14 protein-coding genes are annotated in these 17,549 nt (G+C 43.3%); 1 reads left to right on the top strand and 13 read right to left on the bottom strand.

Translation table 11 applies throughout. The annotated features are described in order from the left end of the window. Window positions 1–4 precede the first annotated feature (4 nt). From glpD to MHI08_RS04570, 11 genes are all read right to left on the bottom strand, one after another. The gene (glpD, locus tag MHI08_RS04620) at window positions 5–1,666 is read right to left on the bottom strand and encodes a glycerol-3-phosphate dehydrogenase (protein ID WP_024426602.1); all 1,662 of its coding nucleotides are present in this window, start codon (window positions 1,664–1,666) and stop codon (window positions 5–7) included. A 139-nt stretch (window positions 1,667–1,805) separates the two neighbouring features. Then, window positions 1,806–3,302, bottom strand: a complete 1,497-nt coding sequence (glpK, locus tag MHI08_RS04615) for a glycerol kinase GlpK (protein WP_024425302.1) — start codon at window positions 3,300–3,302, stop codon at window positions 1,806–1,808. Window positions 3,303–3,317: 15 nt separating this feature from the next. After that, window positions 3,318–4,133 carry an MIP/aquaporin family protein gene (locus MHI08_RS04610; protein ID WP_024425303.1) on the bottom strand — a complete coding sequence of 272 codons (816 nt, stop codon included), beginning with the start codon at window positions 4,131–4,133 and terminating at the stop codon, window positions 3,318–3,320. A gap of 215 nt (window positions 4,134–4,348) precedes the next feature. Then, window positions 4,349–4,906, bottom strand: coding sequence for a glycerol-3-phosphate responsive antiterminator (locus MHI08_RS04605; protein ID WP_024425304.1), 558 nt, complete (start codon window positions 4,904–4,906; stop codon window positions 4,349–4,351). 158 nt (window positions 4,907–5,064) lie between these two features. After that, window positions 5,065–6,405, bottom strand: a complete 1,341-nt coding sequence (locus MHI08_RS04600) for an aspartate aminotransferase family protein (protein WP_024426604.1) — start codon at window positions 6,403–6,405, stop codon at window positions 5,065–5,067. Window positions 6,406–6,660: 255 nt separating this feature from the next. Continuing rightward, entirely contained in the window at window positions 6,661–8,253 is a 1,593-nt protein-coding gene (locus tag MHI08_RS04595; protein WP_024425306.1) for a PucR family transcriptional regulator ligand-binding domain-containing protein, read from the bottom strand. Between the two features lie 32 nt (window positions 8,254–8,285). Next, window positions 8,286–9,203 (bottom strand): AEC family transporter, encoded by a 918-nt coding sequence (locus MHI08_RS04590; protein ID WP_024425307.1) that lies wholly within the window; start codon window positions 9,201–9,203, stop codon window positions 8,286–8,288. 85 nt (window positions 9,204–9,288) lie between these two features. Continuing rightward, on the bottom strand, window positions 9,289–9,705 hold the full coding sequence (locus tag MHI08_RS04585; RefSeq protein WP_254805884.1) for a VOC family protein: 417 nt from the start codon (window positions 9,703–9,705) through the stop codon (window positions 9,289–9,291). A 356-nt stretch (window positions 9,706–10,061) separates the two neighbouring features. Next, window positions 10,062–11,600, bottom strand: coding sequence for a bifunctional GNAT family N-acetyltransferase/carbon-nitrogen hydrolase family protein (locus MHI08_RS04580; protein ID WP_012009394.1), 1,539 nt, complete (start codon window positions 11,598–11,600; stop codon window positions 10,062–10,064). A gap of 15 nt (window positions 11,601–11,615) precedes the next feature. Next, window positions 11,616–12,281, bottom strand: a complete 666-nt coding sequence (locus tag MHI08_RS04575; protein WP_342500045.1) for an HAD family hydrolase — start codon at window positions 12,279–12,281, stop codon at window positions 11,616–11,618. Window positions 12,282–12,589: 308 nt separating this feature from the next. Beyond that, complete coding sequence (locus MHI08_RS04570; protein ID WP_041109882.1) at window positions 12,590–12,937, bottom strand: DUF5365 family protein; 348 nt, start codon at window positions 12,935–12,937, stop codon at window positions 12,590–12,592. Window positions 12,938–13,048: 111 nt separating this feature from the next. Between MHI08_RS04570 and MHI08_RS04565 the strand changes: the two genes are divergently transcribed. Beyond that, window positions 13,049–13,957: an RluA family pseudouridine synthase gene (locus tag MHI08_RS04565; RefSeq protein WP_342500044.1), complete on the top strand. Its 909-nt coding sequence runs from the start codon at window positions 13,049–13,051 to the stop codon at window positions 13,955–13,957. A gap of 37 nt (window positions 13,958–13,994) precedes the next feature. Here the strand turns inward: MHI08_RS04565 and MHI08_RS04560 are convergent, their stop codons facing one another. Together MHI08_RS04560 and MHI08_RS04555 are read right to left on the bottom strand one after the other, a co-directional pair. Continuing rightward, window positions 13,995–14,561, bottom strand: a complete 567-nt coding sequence (locus MHI08_RS04560) for a class D sortase (protein ID WP_163115701.1) — start codon at window positions 14,559–14,561, stop codon at window positions 13,995–13,997. Between the two features lie 46 nt (window positions 14,562–14,607). Then, window positions 14,608–17,511, bottom strand: coding sequence for a 5'-nucleotidase C-terminal domain-containing protein (locus MHI08_RS04555; protein ID WP_163115700.1), 2,904 nt, complete (start codon window positions 17,509–17,511; stop codon window positions 14,608–14,610). Between the last annotated feature and the right edge of the window lie 38 nt (window positions 17,512–17,549).

Here is a 17,549-nt window from a genome sequence, read left to right as displayed (position 1 = left end):
CTTTTTATTCAGCATCAAGCGGTACGACTGCTTCATGGAATAGTTGATCTAATTCTGTTTGATGTTTCTGTTTTGCTGCTTCATCCCAGCCAAAACGCTCTGCCATGTAGTCAACAACAGGCTGTGCGTATTTTTTTGCCCAATTGATATTAAATAATAGGCTTCCTGTTCTTCTTAAGAAGAAATCGACAGGTGTTACAGCTAGTTCTTCTTCGATCGCATAGACAAGCTCTGCCAGCACATATGCTGGAATGTTTCGTTTGTCTGCTTCCCCTTGAAGCTGCTCTACTCGTTTGTAGACACTGCTGACGTTTGAACCATATTTTTCAGCTAGTTTTTGTGCAATCGGTTCTGTTAAACCAACAGATGCGCCTTCTGCTGTTTTCGCTTGAACAAAGGCTGCCATGTTTTTAGATCCGCCTACATGGCCGCCTGAGATTGGCATATGCTTTGTTTTACATGGTCCGTAATCTTTGCCCGTTTCCTGTTTCAATCCATCACGTACTAGATCGACAATATGCTCAGCCATTTTACGGTAGCCTGTTAATTTACCGCCAGCAATGGTGATTAAGCCTGAAGATGATGTCCACACTTCATCTTTACGAGAAATTTCTGAAGGATCTTTGCCCTCTTCATGAATGAGCGGACGAAGACCGGCCCAGTTGGATTCTACATCTTTTTCTGTAATATTGAGGTCAGGGAACATGTACTGAATCGCTTGGATGACATAGTCACGATCGGCTTTTGTCATACGCGGGTGCTCCAGCTGTTTTTTGTACACTGTATCTGTTGTTCCAACGTACGTTTTGCCTTCTCTTGGAATGGCAAAGACCATACGTTTATCAGGCGTGTCAAAGTAAATCGCTTGTTTTAACGGGAAGACCGATTGGTCAAATACTAAGTGAATTCCTTTTGTATGCTGTAAGTGTTTTCCTTCTTTTGAGTGGTCTTTGTCTCTCAGCTGATCTACCCATGGACCTGTCGCGTTGACGATCTTCTTCGCATACACATCGTATGTTTTCTGCGTCATGACATCTTCAATGACAACACCAACCACTTTGCCTTTATCATAAATAAATTCTTTTACTTTCGCATAGTTGACCGCTTCCGCTCCGAATTTCACAGCCTCTTTCATGACTTCAATTGTGAGGCGTGCATCATCTGTACGGTATTCAACATAGTAGCCGCCGCCTTTTAAGCCGTCCTTTTTGACAAGCGGTTCTTTTTCAAGTGTTTCTTTCGCACTTAGCATGCTTCTGCGTTCGCTATGCTTTACGCCAGCTAAAAAGTCATACACTCTCAGTCCAATAGAGGTTGAAAACTTACCAAATGTCCCGCCTTTATGCATCGGAAGAAGCATCCATTCTGGCGTTGTCACATGAGGACCATTTTCGTATACAATGGCACGCTCTTTACCGACCTCTGCGACCATTTTTACTTCAAATTGTTTTAAATAACGAAGTCCGCCGTGCACTAGTTTCGTTGAGCGGCTAGACGTACCTGCTGCGAAATCCTGCATTTCTGCAAGACCGACACGCATTCCGCGTGAAGCCGCGTCAAGTGCTGTACCAGCGCCTGTTATACCCCCACCAATGATAAACACATCATATGGTTTTTTTGTCATTTCCTGAAGCATTTGTTCTCTTTCTAAGCTAGAAAAAGTCATCTCTTGTTCCTCCCATGTTGTACGGTAAAGAAAAAGAGACCGCAAACACCCAAAGCGTATTTCTACACTTCGGTGCCTGCGGTCTCTCCAGTTCTCCAACCGTTCTATTAACTTACTTGAAGTATACCATACTTTTGGTTTATTTGAAAGCTTGAGCTGCTTTTACAGCCTTTTTCCACCCGCTGTATAACGAGTCACGGCTGTCCTCTTCCATTTTAGGGTCAAAGCGCTTGTCAAGGTTCCATTGTTTTGCAATGTCTGAACGGTCGTTCCAGAAGCCAACTGCTATTCCCGCAAGATAGGCCGCACCGAGTGCCGTCGTTTCATTAATTTCTGGACGCTCTACTGGTACATCCAGCAAATCACTTTGGAAGCCCATTAAGAAATCATTCTTTACAGCTCCGCCATCCACACGCAAAGTTTTTAATGAGATGTTTGAATCCTTTTCCATCGCATCTAAAACATCTTTCGTTTGATAAGCAAGTGATTCTAACGTTGCACGGACAAAGTGCTCTTTAGAAGTACCGCGTGTTAATCCGAATACAGCGCCTCTGACATCACTGTCCCAATATGGTGTGCCTAGACCAACAAATGCTGGAACGACATATACGCCATCTGTTGACTCAACGCGCTCCGCATAGGCTTCGCTGTCTTTTGAGTCTTTAAACATTCTCAGTCCATCGCGCAGCCACTGGATCGCTGAACCAGCTACGAAAATACTTCCTTCTAAAGCATATTCAACTTTACCGTCAATGCCCCATGCAATTGTCGTTAATAAACCATGATCCGACTTAATTGCTTTTTCCCCTGTATTCATCAACATGAAACATCCTGTGCCATACGTGTTCTTCGCCATTCCTTCTTCAAAGCAAGCCTGACCGAATAGTGCAGACTGCTGGTCTCCCGCCGCTCCTGCAATCGGGATATTTCTGCCGAAGAAGTGATAGTCTGTTGTTTCACCATAGATGTGTGAAGATGGTTTCACCTCTGGAAGCATAGAAGCAGGTACGCCAAGGATCTCAAGTAATTCTTCATCCCATTTCAGATCGTAAATGTTGAACATTAACGTTCTTGACGCGTTGGAGTAATCTGTGACGTGTGATTGACCGCCTGTCATCTTCCAAATAAGCCATGTATCAATTGTGCCAAACAGCAAGTCGCCATTTTCTGCTTTCTCACGAGCACCTTCTACATTGTCTAAAATCCATTTTACTTTTGTCCCTGAGAAATAAGCATCAATGAGAAGACCTGTTTTATTTCTAAACGTTTCATTGTGTCCTTGCGCTTTTAACTCTTCACAAATGCCAGACGTTTGTCTAGACTGCCAAACAATTGCATTATAAACGGGTGCGCCTGTATGTTTATCCCAAACAACAGCTGTCTCACGCTGGTTCGTAATTCCGATACCGGCGATTTGATCTGCTTCAATGCCTGATTCAATTAAAGCAGTTGAAATGACGGATAGAACAGAACTCCAAATTTCATTTGCATTATGTTCTACCCAGCCTGGGTTCGGAAAATATTGATTAAATTCCTTCTGAGCTGTATGTGCAATTTTGCCTTCTTGATCAAATAAGATCGCTCTTGAGCTTGTTGTCCCTTGATCTAAAGCGAGAATATATTTTTCTTTTGCCATGGTGTTTTCCTCCCCTTACATACTTTCATTTACAGCATTTGTTTGATTTTTCGTAGAGACATAGAGTCCTAACAATACCACAACTAAAATAACGCTTACAATCCAAAAGGCTGGTGTGATGTTCGCTTTAAAAGCTGCATTGTAGAAAACACCGCCAAATGCGCCGCCTAAAATTGGACCAACGACTGGCACCCAAGCATACTTCCAATTCGATGGACCTTTACCTGGAATCGGCAGAATCGCATGTGCAATTCTCGGACCTAAATCACGTGCAGGATTGATTGCATAACCAGTTGTTCCACCTAAAGAAAGACCAATTGCGACAATTAAGAATCCAACAATCAGCGGATTGATTCCGTCTGCGAATTTATTTGCACCAATCGCTAAGATTCCTAGAACCAATACAAATGTACCGATGACTTCACTAAGTACGTTTGCAAAAGTATGCGGAATCGCAGGACCAGTTGAGAATACACCCAGCTTTGCACCTGGATCGTCTGTTGCTTTCCAGTGCGGTAAGTAATGTAAAAAGACAATAATAGCTCCTATTAATGCGCCAAGCATTTGGCCGGCAATATACATTGGTACATCAGCCCAAGGAAAACTTCCTTCTAGCGCAAGCCCAATTGTTAGTGCTGGATTCAAATGAGCTCCGCTGATTCCACCTGTTGCATAAGCTGCTATGGCTACTGCAAATCCCCATCCGAAAGCGATTACAATCCAGCCGGACTGATATGCGAGCGATTTCTTTAAATTGACTGCCGCACATACACCGCCTCCAAAAATAATGAGAAGCATTGTACCTACGACTTCACCCCAAAATGGTGTCATGAAAATTCCTCCTCTGGTTCAGTTGCCATCCCCTATGAATGTGTAAAAAAAGATAAAGAAAAAAGATCCACAACAAACATACTTTACATCAGGGTCATTTGTCACCTAGTAAAGCGCTGTTGTGGATCTCCGTTTCTCCATCACATGATATTAACTTAGTGCTATAGTATCAGAGGATGAAAACGTTGTCAATCAATTTTCACATTTTATCTTTTTCACTTTTGGAACGCTTTCCAAAGGGCTGTATTCGATGTTGTCACAGCTGTAGCTCCCGCTTCAAGCGCTCTTTCTACATCTTCTTTTGTACGGATAAACCCGCCTGCAAATATTGGAATCCCAGCTCGCTCGCGCACTTCTGTAATTAAATCCGGTACGACCCCTGGCAATACTTCAATAAAATCTGGGCGGTGTTTTCCTACGAACTCCATGCTTTTTTCCATCGCACTTGTATCAAGTAAAAACATTCGCTGAATGGCATATACCTTTTTTTGCTTGGCTTTTACTATGACAGAAGACCTAGTAGAAATAATTCCTGCCGGCTTCATTTCCTGACAAATAAATTCCGTTCCATACTCATCATGTTTGATCCCATGAATGAGATCGACATGGACAAACATTTTTTTATGATGGGCATTTGCCTCATTCATAATGCCCTTTAGCCGGCCTAAATGCACATCAAGTAAGACCCCATATGTAAATGGACTTTTTAAAAATTCCTCAAATTGCTTCATATTGCGAACAGCAGGTAGAATGGGTTGATCATGAAAACTCATATGCCGTCTCCTTCTATAGTGTATTGGTTCAGTCTTCTCCTAACAGTAATAGAATCTCTTCTATTTTTCAATACACCTAGTGTATCCAATGCCGATTGCACCTAGCAGATCTTAATGTATGTGCTCTTCCCATAGAAAAAAGCAGAGAAATCTCTCTGCTATAACTGTGCCATGCTTTCTTTTAGCGTGTTGATAATAAATGAAGCGTCTTCGGCTGTTATATTTAGCGGCGGTGCAAGCTGGGCAACGTTATTATAGCCGGCAACCGTATCACCATTTTTCCCGATGATCAGTCCGCGTTTTTTACATTCTGCAATCAATTGACCGACCACCTGTGGATCAGCCGGTTTTTTAGACTGTTGATCCTGAACAAGTTCAATACCAAACAGCAGGCCTTTCCCTCTGACATCACCGACAAATGGATGCTCTTTTAACTCTTGCAAACGTTCAAGCATGTCTTGCCCAAGTGTGTCAGACCGTTCTACTAATTTCTCGGTTTCCATGATCTCTAGGTTGGCAAGGGCCACCGCACAAGAAGCAGGGTGACCGCCAAATGTATTTACATGGCGCAGCCTGTCATACGTATCTTCCCCTGCGTAGGCTTCATAGATTTCTCGTTTCACGCACGTTGCAGAAAGAGGTAAATAGCCGCTTGTGATCCCTTTTGCCATTGTGATGATGTCCGGCTTTACATCTTCATGCATAAAACCAAACCGCTTCCCTGTCCGGCCAAAGCCGCAGATGACTTCATCCACAATGAGAAGCGCTCCATGAGCCTCACAGATGTCTTTGACCTTCTTCAAATACCCTTTTGGCGGCATTAAGATACCGCCGCCTGTAATAATCGGTTCCATAATGACCCCAGCAATGGTCTCACTTAGTTCCCACGTCATGGCTTGATCGATTGCCGCTGCACTTGCCAAAGTCTCTTGATCCTCAGGATGACGATACATATCAGGCGGTGCGACATGGATAAAGCCTTGACCTAATGGCTCATATTTATATTTACGCTGCGCCTGCCCCGTTGCAGCAAGAGCTGCTGCGGTATTACCGTGATACGACCGATACCTGGAGATGAACTTTGTTCTTGTGCTCTCTCCTTTTTGCGCATGATATTGTTTGGCGATCTTAAAAGCGGCTTCATTGGCTTCAGAACCGCTGTTAGAAAAGAAGATGACATAGTCCCCGCCAAGCCATTCATTTAGCTTTTCAGCCAGCTGAATCGCTGGCACATGGCTTTGCGTCAGCGGATAGTAAGGCATTGTATTTAGCTGCTCATATGCCGCTTCTGCAAGCTCTTTTCTGCCATAACCGGCATTTACACACCAAAGACCTGACATCCCGTCTAAATAGCGATTCCCATGAATATCAGTCACCCATGCGCCTTCTGCCTTGTGAATGACCATGCTTTCATTTTCCTTGTTTGTCCCTTTCATATGATGCCAGATCAACTGATCATCTTTCGCCTGAAGATTTTGAGCCTGCTCATGTATTTTCATCTTCCCGACCCCCATGTATCCGTTTTCATCATTAAAGAAGCTTAAACCGGTTCAGCAGCACATTGCCCCTCTATTCATTATATGGCTGAAAAGGGAGGCATATGAAACTGAAACTAGGCCGCCCGTAAGAGAGAACCAACCATTACTTTCATTATAAAAAAGGGGCCGGGCCCATTACATTAGACAGATCGTCAACTGATTGAAAAGAACCGTAAGACACTCTACTCGGATGCTTAGCAAATCTAACATACCTCGTTAACGGTCATTTCCTTGCAGGAATTCATATGCAAGAATCGCAAATTCAAGCGCCTGTCGTTTCGGTGCCTGCATCATATCCTCGCCAAGCAATGCTTGCAGTTTATCTAGTCTATGATAAAGCGTCTGCCTGACAATATAGAGCTGGCTTGCAGTTTCCTTTTTAGAACCGTTTGTCTGTAAAAAGATATTCAGCGTTTGATAAAGTCTGCCGCTATTTTGCTTATCATATAAAATGACAGGCTCCAAATACTCTTTCACCATACATTCAAGCAGTCCGCTTTCCTTCATGACAGGCATGAGACGGAGCATATGCAAATCTTGATAAAATGGGCTTTCCACACGCTGGGGCATCACTTTCTTTAAATGCAGCACTTCTTTGGCTGCTTGAAAGCTTTTTCTCATATGCTGAAACTGTTCACAATATGGACCGATGCCAAAATTGATCACAGTTCCGCGGGGCTGCTCGCGCTCGTACAATTGTTTGATATCGCTCGCAGCCCTCTCTGCACGCTCTTTCCAATCCTCCTTCTTTCTCGTGTTCAATAAAATAAACAAGGTTTGTCCTTGATGCTCATAAGGAATCAAATGGAAACCCGCTCGCTGAAAGATAGAGCGGCAAGATACGAGAAAATAAAGATTTCCTGCGATTTCTTCGATTTGATGATGCTTTTGAAAGAGCATCACCACACAGCCGGTTGGCTTTTTCAATCCTTCTGTTTCTTCAAGATGCTCTAAAATATCTCTTTCTGTATGCTCTTCTTGGAACCATTTTTGCAGCCATTCGTTCTCTTTTGTCTTCTTCAGCTCTTCTGTATAAAGCTCTCTTAGCGTTTGCTGGGCAAGAGCATTTGCCCCTTTATCCATTACGAGCAGTTCGAATTCTGAGAGTGTGTTTGTTTGATGAATGAGCACAAGGTCTGCAAATGTCTGCTTGAGTGCAAGCACTTCTTTTTTGGTCACTTCGTATCCTTTTGGCAAGGAAGCAAACTGTAAATAATTCATGACCATCTCTTCGGTTTGTTTGGAGGAATCACATAAAATAATCGGCTCCCCCTGAACAGGAATGAGTAAAAGAATGCCCCTTACGTGCTGATACACTTGATCCAAAATATCCATCTGCGGATGGGGAGTCAGCAAAAGCTCATTCAGCTTTGATGATAGTGCTTCTAAATCAGCCATCATTTGATACTGGCGTTCAATCATCATCGTATGGAGATGCTGTGTGATGTTGACGAATTTCACTTCTTTTGTAAACAAAATCAGCGGAAAATCTCTTTCTTCTGCATATGCAATCAGTTCTTCCGGCACATCGAATCTGAGCGGAACAAATTCAATACATAAGCCTGCCGCACCAGAATCGATCAGCTGTTTTAAAAATGCTTGAAACACATCCAATTGATCATGAAAGCCTGCGGCTGTGGTTAATATGAGCTCTCCCCCATTTAACAAATCTTCTACAGCAGGCACTTCTAGCACATGGACCCATTTGACCTGCCGAAACAATCCCTTTTCTCCTGCTAACACTTTTGCATGGGCAAAATACTTTGTTTTTAACACATCACTCACTTGAAAATGAACATCTGCATTCATTGATATGTCCCCCTTTGTTTGCCGCCTATCCCCTATCCCAGAGGGTGCATAGATAAAATCCATAATAAAACTGGTAATGTCACGATGCTTAAAACGGTACTGAGAAATGTCGTGCTTGAGACAAACTCAGGCTTCGTTCGAAATTGTACAGCCATCAGGGTGGTATTTGCTGCTGTCGGCATGGCTGCAACTAAGATCATAATTTGTTTCACTAGATCATCTACCGGTAAAATGAGTGTAAAGCCAAATGCGATGAGTGGTGAGATAAACAGCTTCAGCAATACAGCATAAGAAATATTGCGATAATCCACTTGCTTAAAAGAAATGACGGCGAGCTGCATGCCTAAAATAAGCATAATCGTCGGTATGGCGGCATCTCCCACAAGCTGGACACCCGTCATCACCTCTTTAGGTAGTGTAAGATCCATCAGCTGAAATAATAGACCGAGGAGTGCCCCATATGCAACCGGCATACGCAGCACTTTTTTCAGCACGACCTTCCCATCCCCTGCATCCTCTCCGCCCTTTGCTGCATAATACATACCGATCGTACTCATGACAAGCTGCTGCAGCACCATTAATACGATGGCAATATCTAAACCTGCTGCTCCGAAGACAAGCAGGACAACAGGCGTGCCGTAATTCCCATTGTTCATAAATGCTGACGACAGAATCATGGCACAATACATTTCCTTCGAATAACCATAAATACGAGATAAAATAAAGACACATAAAACAAGTGAAAGACAAAGTCCGACGACAAAAATAGATAGGTACACATAGTCCATCGACACTTTGTTTTGATAAAAGGTTTCAAACGCAAGAAATGGTGACATTAAATATAAAGACATTGATGAGAGCGTATGTATGTCAAAACCAATGGCCTTCTGCCCAATATACCCGATAAGGAAAATACCGAACACTGGCAGTAAGACAAGTAAAAACTCCATGCTGCACCTACTTTTCTCTAGATGAATTCCTATTTTTTGTTTCCTCATAATCATACCACTGTTAAACAATAAAAAAGAAGCGACCTTATGAAAGGCCGCTTCTCTCCTCATCCAAATAGAACACTTCCCACAAATGACCATCAAGATCCTGAAAGCTCCAACCGTACATGAACCCATGATCCTGCTTTTCCTTAAACGGTAACCCGCCTGCTGCCATCGCCTGCTCGACAAGCTCATCGACCTCTTTTCGTGAATCAACCCGCATAGAGACAATGACCTCTGATCCCTGCCTTGCATCCACCAATTGTTTTTCTGAGATGGTTTGAAAATGCTTATGGGTTAACAGCATGACCGTAATGGTGTCACCAATGACCAAACAAGCTGCCTGATCATTCGTCAGCTGCTCTTGAAACTCAAAACCCAGCTGCTCAAAAAAAGCCTTTGATTCCTTGACATGCTTTACCGGCAAATTGATATATAAATGTTTAGCTTGTCGTCCCATGTTCCTCTCCTTTTTGAACACATGATCTCCTTTCAGTATATTCAGATTTTGCTCCGGCATCCCTTTATCACATAAAAAAATAAGCTCTCCATCTTATGTAGGCAAAAAATGATGATGAATCTTGAACAGGTAGCAGCGCTCGTGCTGCTACTATGTCTCTTAAAAAATGTCAACAAAAAGAAGCGCCTTGTGATAGGCGCTTCTTTTCAGTGTGATAGAAAACCTTTGCAGTCTAGGAAGATCGAGCACCGGAGCGGAGCGAATGAAACATTCGTGAGCACTGGAGCGCAGACCTGACACCGAATGCGAGGGTTTGTCTGCGCGCTGAAGCGCCTTGTGACAGGCGCTTCCTTTCATTATTTCTTATATTCAATATGGTACACGTCTCTTCTTCGGTCCTTGAGCTGACGTACCGTTCCATCTTGCCGCTGTCTTCTTAAAATTTCTAAATCGACATCGCCAACGACAACCATTTCTATATTCGGATTACACTCACCTACAATCCCATCTCTTGCAAATTCAAAGTCTGATGGGGCAAAAATCGCTGACTGTGCATATTGGACATCCATATTTTCGGTTTGCGGAAGGTTTCCGACTGTTCCTGAGATAACGGTATAAATCTGATTTTCAACCGCTCTAGCCTGTGCACAGTAACGCACTCTTAAATAGCCTTGGCGGTCTTCTGTACAGAACGGAGTAAAAATAATTTTCGCTCCTTTATCAGCTGCAATACGAGCAAGCTCAGGAAATTCAATATCGTAGCAAATTTGGATCGCAATTTTACCGCAGTCTGTATCAAATACCCGAACTTGATCACCTGCTGAAATCCCCCACCATTTTCTTTCATTCGGTGTGATATGGAGCTTATATTGCTTTTCAATTGTTCCATCACGTCTAAATAAATAAGCGATATTGTAGATTTTCCCTTCCTCTTCAACGAAATGGGATCCGCCGATGATGTTAATGTTGTACTTCACAGAAAGGTCTGTGAACAAATTAATGTAATCCTCGGTATATTCTGTGATCCGTTGCACTGCAAGACTTGGGGAGCGCTCCTCTAAGTAAGACATGAGCTGCGTTGTAAAAATTTCTGGGAATACGGCAAAGTCAGCTGACGCATCTGATGCGACATCAACATAATACTCCACCTGATTCATGAATTCCTCGAAGGAATGAATTTGTTTCATCGCATATTGAATGACGCAAATACGAACTGGGAATGCCGATTTATAATATCTCTTCGATTGCGGACGATAATCGACGTTGTTCCATTCCATTAACGTCGCATATGTGCTCGATGCCTTATCATCCGGCAAGTAATTCGGATTGATCCGCATGAGGCTAAACTCATTTAACAGCTGAAAAGATAAAACAGGATCATAAATTTGGTGAAGCATGACCTGCTCCACATATTGACGAGGCGTCATTTCCTCTTGGTATTTATGATAATTCGGGATGCGTCCGCCAATGATGATGCTTTTTAAATTTAATCTTCTCGCTAAGTCTTTTCTTGCTTCATATAAACGATGGCCAATTTTCATGCGGCGGTATTCAGGACTAACCATCACTTCAATTCCATACATATTCATCCCATCTGGATTATGGTTAGTGATGTACCCATCATCTGTGATGTCCTGCCAAGTATGACGGTCATCGTATTCATCAAAGTTAATTAATAAACTTGAACAAGAGCCAATGATTTCTCCCTCAAATTCAGCACAAAACTGACCTTCTGGGAAATGCTCAAGATGGCTTTCAAGGTGCTCTCGTTTCCAAGGGTCCATGCCCGGAAAGCATACCTCCTGCAAGGCGATGATTCGGTCAATATCTTCTTCCCGGATATTACGGATCACCATTCTTTTTTCAAACCGCGTTAAATCGAGTTTTTCTGCCATGATGTTTTTGCCCCCTTACTGATCCTCTTTTTCAAGCTGATGGAATAGCTGGAGCAATTCGATTTCAGCCATGGATTCTAATCTGACATCATATTCTTTAAACTGCAGCGTGCTCGTCACTTTGTTTGGGACGATGACGCATTTCATGCCTGCTCGTTTGGCAGCAATTGATCCATTCACTGAATCCTCAAATGCCACACAATCCTTTGGCTCTACACCTAAGCAGCTTGCGGTTTGCAAATAAAGCTCTGGATGAGGTTTGACTTCTTCCACATCATCTGACGTGCGGATACATTCAAAGTAATCGAAAAGACCAATTTGCTTCAGGTGATCAGACACCCATTTATAGTCTGAGCTGGAAGCAAGTCCAATCTTGATCCCAAGCTCCTTCGCTGCCTGTAAATAAGCTTCTACGCCAGGTCGTGCTGATTCATCCTTCATTCTCTTTTGAAAACGAGAACGCCGGTCCGCTGTGAGTGCCTCATGATCGAGCGTCTTTCCTAGCTGCTTTTCTAAGTATTCAAAAGGCTTAAAGCCTGCCTGCGTCCCGATGACGTTGCCCCATACAGAAAGAGGCAGCTCCGACTCATGCTCTGCAAACATTTCTTGTAAAACTTCATATTCATGTGTTTCTGTATCTAAAATTAATCCGTCAAAATCAAATATAATCGCCTTTACCAACGAGGCCACTCCTTTTTTTACGAAAGTCTTTAATATGATACTCAATGCTATCATATCGTGAATAAAATTGACTTTCAAAGATGAATGTCTGCTAAAATAATTATGTATAAAAGGAGCCTGTACCATTTTGTCAGGCTCCTACCCGTGTTCGGTTATTCTGCAAGAGATCCAAGCGCTCCGATTCGTGGAGAAATAGGCAATGTTGAAAAAGAGCGGGTTTGGTATTACAGATCTTAAGGTTTCTCCGTTCCCTTAAAAATAGTATGTGCGGCAGCCTTGTAAGTTAACAAGGAAGTTCACACCAACTTTTACGCATTTTGAAGACGGCGGCTGGCAAAATCGTCTAAATCAAACGGAAAAGAAAAGCCGCATGCATTGACCTGATCACGATTTCGCTCGAATAGCTCACGATCACGCTTTGTAATATGGCGTTTAGGTTTTACAATAATGGTATGTAATAGCTGAAGTCCCGATAAAATACGAAAAGCATCGTCCATCGTTCCGTTATAAACCCCTTCAACAAAGGTCAGCGGGCGTTCTTGTTGACGCGCAGCTGGGTTTTCACCGACAGCATGGGATAGAAGATCTTCAACATCCTTTGATATTTCTTCAATTGCCTGCTCTTGCATGTCTGTCGCAGCTTTCATTATTCTCACGTGGCATCTACCTCTCTGTCGTTAGTTCTCCATTCAGAATAGCACAGAAAAAAAGGCGTTCGCCAAGGTAAGTGTTTCCTATATATACCCAAAGAGAGAGGAACGGATATCATGAACATTAACGGACACACGCTCTCGCTAAAAGCAGGTGAGCAGCATCATGACACTTCACTGAGTCAGTTTTTAAAAACAGCCGTGTCGGCCTCAAAACCGATTATCCATTTTTGGATGGAGCATCAAAAAATACGTTTAAATCAAAAGCCTGCCCATCACGCGGCAAAAGTCAGTGCAGGCGATCACATCCTGATCGATTTATTTGAAACGGAAGAAAGTGATGTGACGCCAGAATATGGTGAATTAGAGGTGCTCTTTGAGGACGAGCACTTATTGATTGTGCAAAAGCCCGCTGGACGACCAACGCACCCGAATGAAAAGGGACAAACGGGCACACTGGCAAACCTTGTGGCCTTTCATTTTCAAGCAAATGGCGAGGAAAAGCGAGTGAGACATATCCACAGACTCGATCAAGACACAAGCGGCACGGTCATTTTTGCCAAACACAGATTAGCTCATGCTGTGCTTGATCAAATGCTTTCTAAAAAAACGATCAGCCGAACCTACATCGCTATCGCAGAAGGACTTTTCAAGAAAAAGAAAGGCACTATCGAGGCAGCGATCGGCCGTGACAAGCATCATGCTGTCAGACGAAGAATCTCTCCTACTGGTCAAAGTGCTGTCACTCACTTTCAGGTCATGGACATCAATAAACGCCTGCAAATGACAGCCGTCAAGCTGCAACTTGAGACCGGAAGAACACATCAAATTCGTGTCCATCTTAGCAGTCTTGGGCATCCTTTAGCCGGGGATTCACTTTATGGCGGCGCTCGTGCTTATATCAACAGATGCGCTCTTCACGCCAAACAAGTAGACATGACACATCCTTTTACAGGTGAGCAACTGAGCATAGAAGCACCGCTTCCACTAGATATGGCTCAGCTCATGGACGAGATCATTCATTAAAAATGAGCCTGCTTTTGATAAGCAGGCTCTTTCTTCATTAGACAGATGCTCTTTTGGCATAAATAATGTACCGCTCTGGTGCATTGCCGACGAAATGAAATGGATAGCATGTCGTTAACACCAGCTCTTCCTTTTTATTCTGCAAAGTAATAATGGATGTATCATGCTGATCCACGATTTTCGTATGTGTGATTTTATAAACAAATTCACCATACGGCACAGTGATTTTCAGCTGATCGCCAATATTCAATTCACCTGTCCGGCGAAATACCGTGTCACGATGGCCAGATAGGACGATTTGTCCCTTTTGATCAGGGTAATAACTGCCTTTGTAATGCCCGACTCCTTTGGCAAGATCATCCGCATCTGTCCCTTCGACAATGGGAAGGTCTGCTTTTAATTTCGGAATCGTCAGAATGCCAGAGGCTTTCCCCACTTCAGGAGAAAACTGCTTCTTTGACATCCTTTGATCGTCCGCTACCGCTTTCTTCGCGTCTTCTAATGATTGTGCTGTTTGAAGGTGCGTAGAGGCGATTTGCCAAATTCCCCAGCCTAGCAAGACAATTCCTGCTGTCATCACAGTAAGTGCAAGCCACTTTTTCATGCTTAAACTCCTTTACCTGTTACATTTCTCTTAGATGATACGCTCTTTAGCTTGCTGCTTTTTCTTCTTGTTTTGCTTTTTGAATGCGTCCCTCTTTTTGATACACAATGGAAGCTCCTTCAAAGCTCTTCACAAAAGCGACAGTGGCTTCTAAATCCTCTGGACCTGTTTCAGGATTTTTCCCCAGCCTTCCTATCGGTGCATACTTACTGCCAGTTGCAGTTGCCATAAAGTTATTCACCGTGAGTGTATATGTTTGATCGAGCGCAACGTCTGATCCATCTGGCAGCTTTAAATCGACTACTTTATATGTTACCGGATCATAGGAATATGAAAAGCCCGAAATGCTATAATCTGGTCCAAATTGAGGAGAAATTTGCGCTTCAATGATCTCAGCCAAGTCTTTCCCCTTAATCTCAAGTTTAACTAAGACGTTGCCAAAAGGCTGAATATTAAACAGATCTCCCCACGTAATCGGCCCTTTTTCAAGGTTTTGCCTAATGCCGCCGCCATTCATCATGGCAAAATCACTTTTCATAGAATACCTCATACCATCAGCAATCAAATTACCGAGCGGCGTGTCTCCATCATTTGAATAGCCGCCTTCCATTTTGACACCAGCTTCTCCAACTACCTCACTAATAATCGGCTCAACTTCTTTCCCGTAATGAGCCAAGATGCCGGCTGCTTCCTTGTCCTTTTCAATACCAGACTGGTCTACATACTGGATATTTGCACTCTTTTTGACAATATCCTTCGTTTTGCGGTCAAGTGTTACATTGACTTCGCCAATGGCCTTCCCATATTCAAAGGCTTGAACAATTAATTTCCCATTGACCTCTCCGTTTACCACTTCGTGATTATGCCCCGCAAAGATGACATCAATTTCATCATCGCCTTCTTTAGCCAGCTTCGCACTTTCTCCAGTGATGGTATCTCCATTTTGAGAGGCCGTCATATGAGCTAAGACCGCAATGGCTTTGATCCCTTTTTGTTTTAATTCCTTCGCGGCTTCATTTACGGCTTTGACTTCATCTGTAAACTGAATGTCTTTAATCCCTTCTGGCATCACCATTCCTGCGGCTGACTTTGTCACAACACCGATAAATGCTACAGGAATTCCCTCGACATCCATGATTTCATAAGCAGGTAAAAGTGGTTTACCTGTATCCTTGTATTCACAGTTTGCACAAACGAGCGGAAAATTCTGTCCGTCATATCCCTTTGTGCCTTTAGGATGATCTCCGCCATTTATGATACGTAATAGCTCGTCCACCCCTTCATCAAATTCATGGTTGCCGACCGTGCCAACATCAAAGCCAATGTTCTCCATGAGTTCAACAGTTGGTTCATCCTGCAGAAGAGACGATATTGGAGAGCTGCCGCCAATCATATCTCCGGCGTGGACTGTGATCGTATTTTTGTGGGCTGCTTGTTTTTGTTTCATATAAGCCGCCACATAATCCATCCGTCCATACGTTCCTTTGTTGCCATCACCTTTTAGATCCAGCTCGTATTGTTGATCAATTTTTCCGTGTAAATCATTCATGCTTAAAATGGTTAATGGGACTTCCCCAGCTTCCTCTGCCGGCTGATAGCCAGCCCGTTCTGCTTCTTCTTTTGAAGCAAAAAAGATGCGTTTATCTACAGCGATTTCTTTCCAGCTGCCAGGCGATACGTAGGTTTTTGCTGATGAATCACCGACGTAGCGTGTCAGTCCTTTTTTCTGTTCACGTGCCCTAAATTCAAACGGCTGTTCCAGCAGTGGGTCCGCTTCGTTCCATATGCCCAGCCCTTTTTGTTTTGCCTCTTTGACAGCTTTTTGGAACGTCTGATAGTCCTTTTCATCTCCAACCGGCCAGATGAAATACGTAGGGGCATATCCTTTTTTCACAAGCTCTAAATTCGTATTGACCCCTTTTTTGGTTTTCACTTGAGCTAAAAGACGTCCATAGCCGTCCTTCGCTTCAGGACCAATCTTTAATGTGACTTTATCTCCGCTTGAAAGAAGCGTATTTAAATAGTCCGCCGCCTTTTGTCCAAAACGCAGCTGGTTTTGATCTAATTCATTTTTTGGCTTATGGTACGTTTCCGGCGTGTCCATATTCACAAAGCGCACCTTTGTTGTACCAAGCACAGGCTTCTTTAAATGAATCGTATCTCCATCTACCACCCGATCAACCGTTGCCTCGTATTCTTTCTTCATTTTTGGCGGCTTTAGCTGGCGTTTCAGCAGACTGACATCACCCTCGTGTCTTGGAAGCACCTGCAGCGTATCATATCTGCTTAACAATCCTGTAAACTCATACCATTTCCCTGTCTTTACTTCATCAATGGCACTTGTATCCACCATCACTCTAAGGATGGTGCTGTGATATTTTTTATCAATGATCACGACATTGTATCCACCGCCAGCCGGCTGCTCTGGTTTTGATTCAACATAGCCTTTGACCTTCACAAGTTTACCTTCATGTTTACGTGCCTGATCCGTTTCTAGTTGTTTCACGGAGACTCGCTTCGGCTTTGGCAAAGTTTGATTCACACCATCGATCTTCAGACGGTCTCGATCCGGCACAATTTCAATCAGTCCTTTATAAGACGTGATCTTCCCCGTTACTGTCACCTTCATGCCTGCTTTTAGTTCTGGGAAATTGTTGGGCTGTGCTGAATAAATATTGATTCCAGCTGATTTGTCTTGAATGTACGTTGACAGTTTCCCATTGCCTATAGCCGATTGGTCTGCTGTCACAATTCCACTCACCGTCACCGTCTCTCCGATCAGTTGACGGGCTTTCTTGATTTTCATTGACTTCTTTTGGTTCCAAACCGTTTCCTTCTTTTCAGACGCAATGGCTTGTTCTGATGTGATCATGCCAGGCAGTATGGATTGCAGACTAAAGATCACTAAAACCAGACAGCAGATCATTCGAATGGATCGAACACGTTTCATTAGACCCTCCCCTTCCGAGCTTTATCTCTCATAGTGTA

The sequence above is a fragment of the Bacillus sp. FSL M7-0791 genome, assembly GCF_038627085.1.
Taxonomy (GTDB): domain Bacteria; phylum Bacillota; class Bacilli; order Bacillales; family Bacillaceae; genus Bacillus; species Bacillus safensis.
Note: the sequence above shows the minus strand (reverse complement) of the source record. Positions and strands in the feature narration are given on the sequence as shown.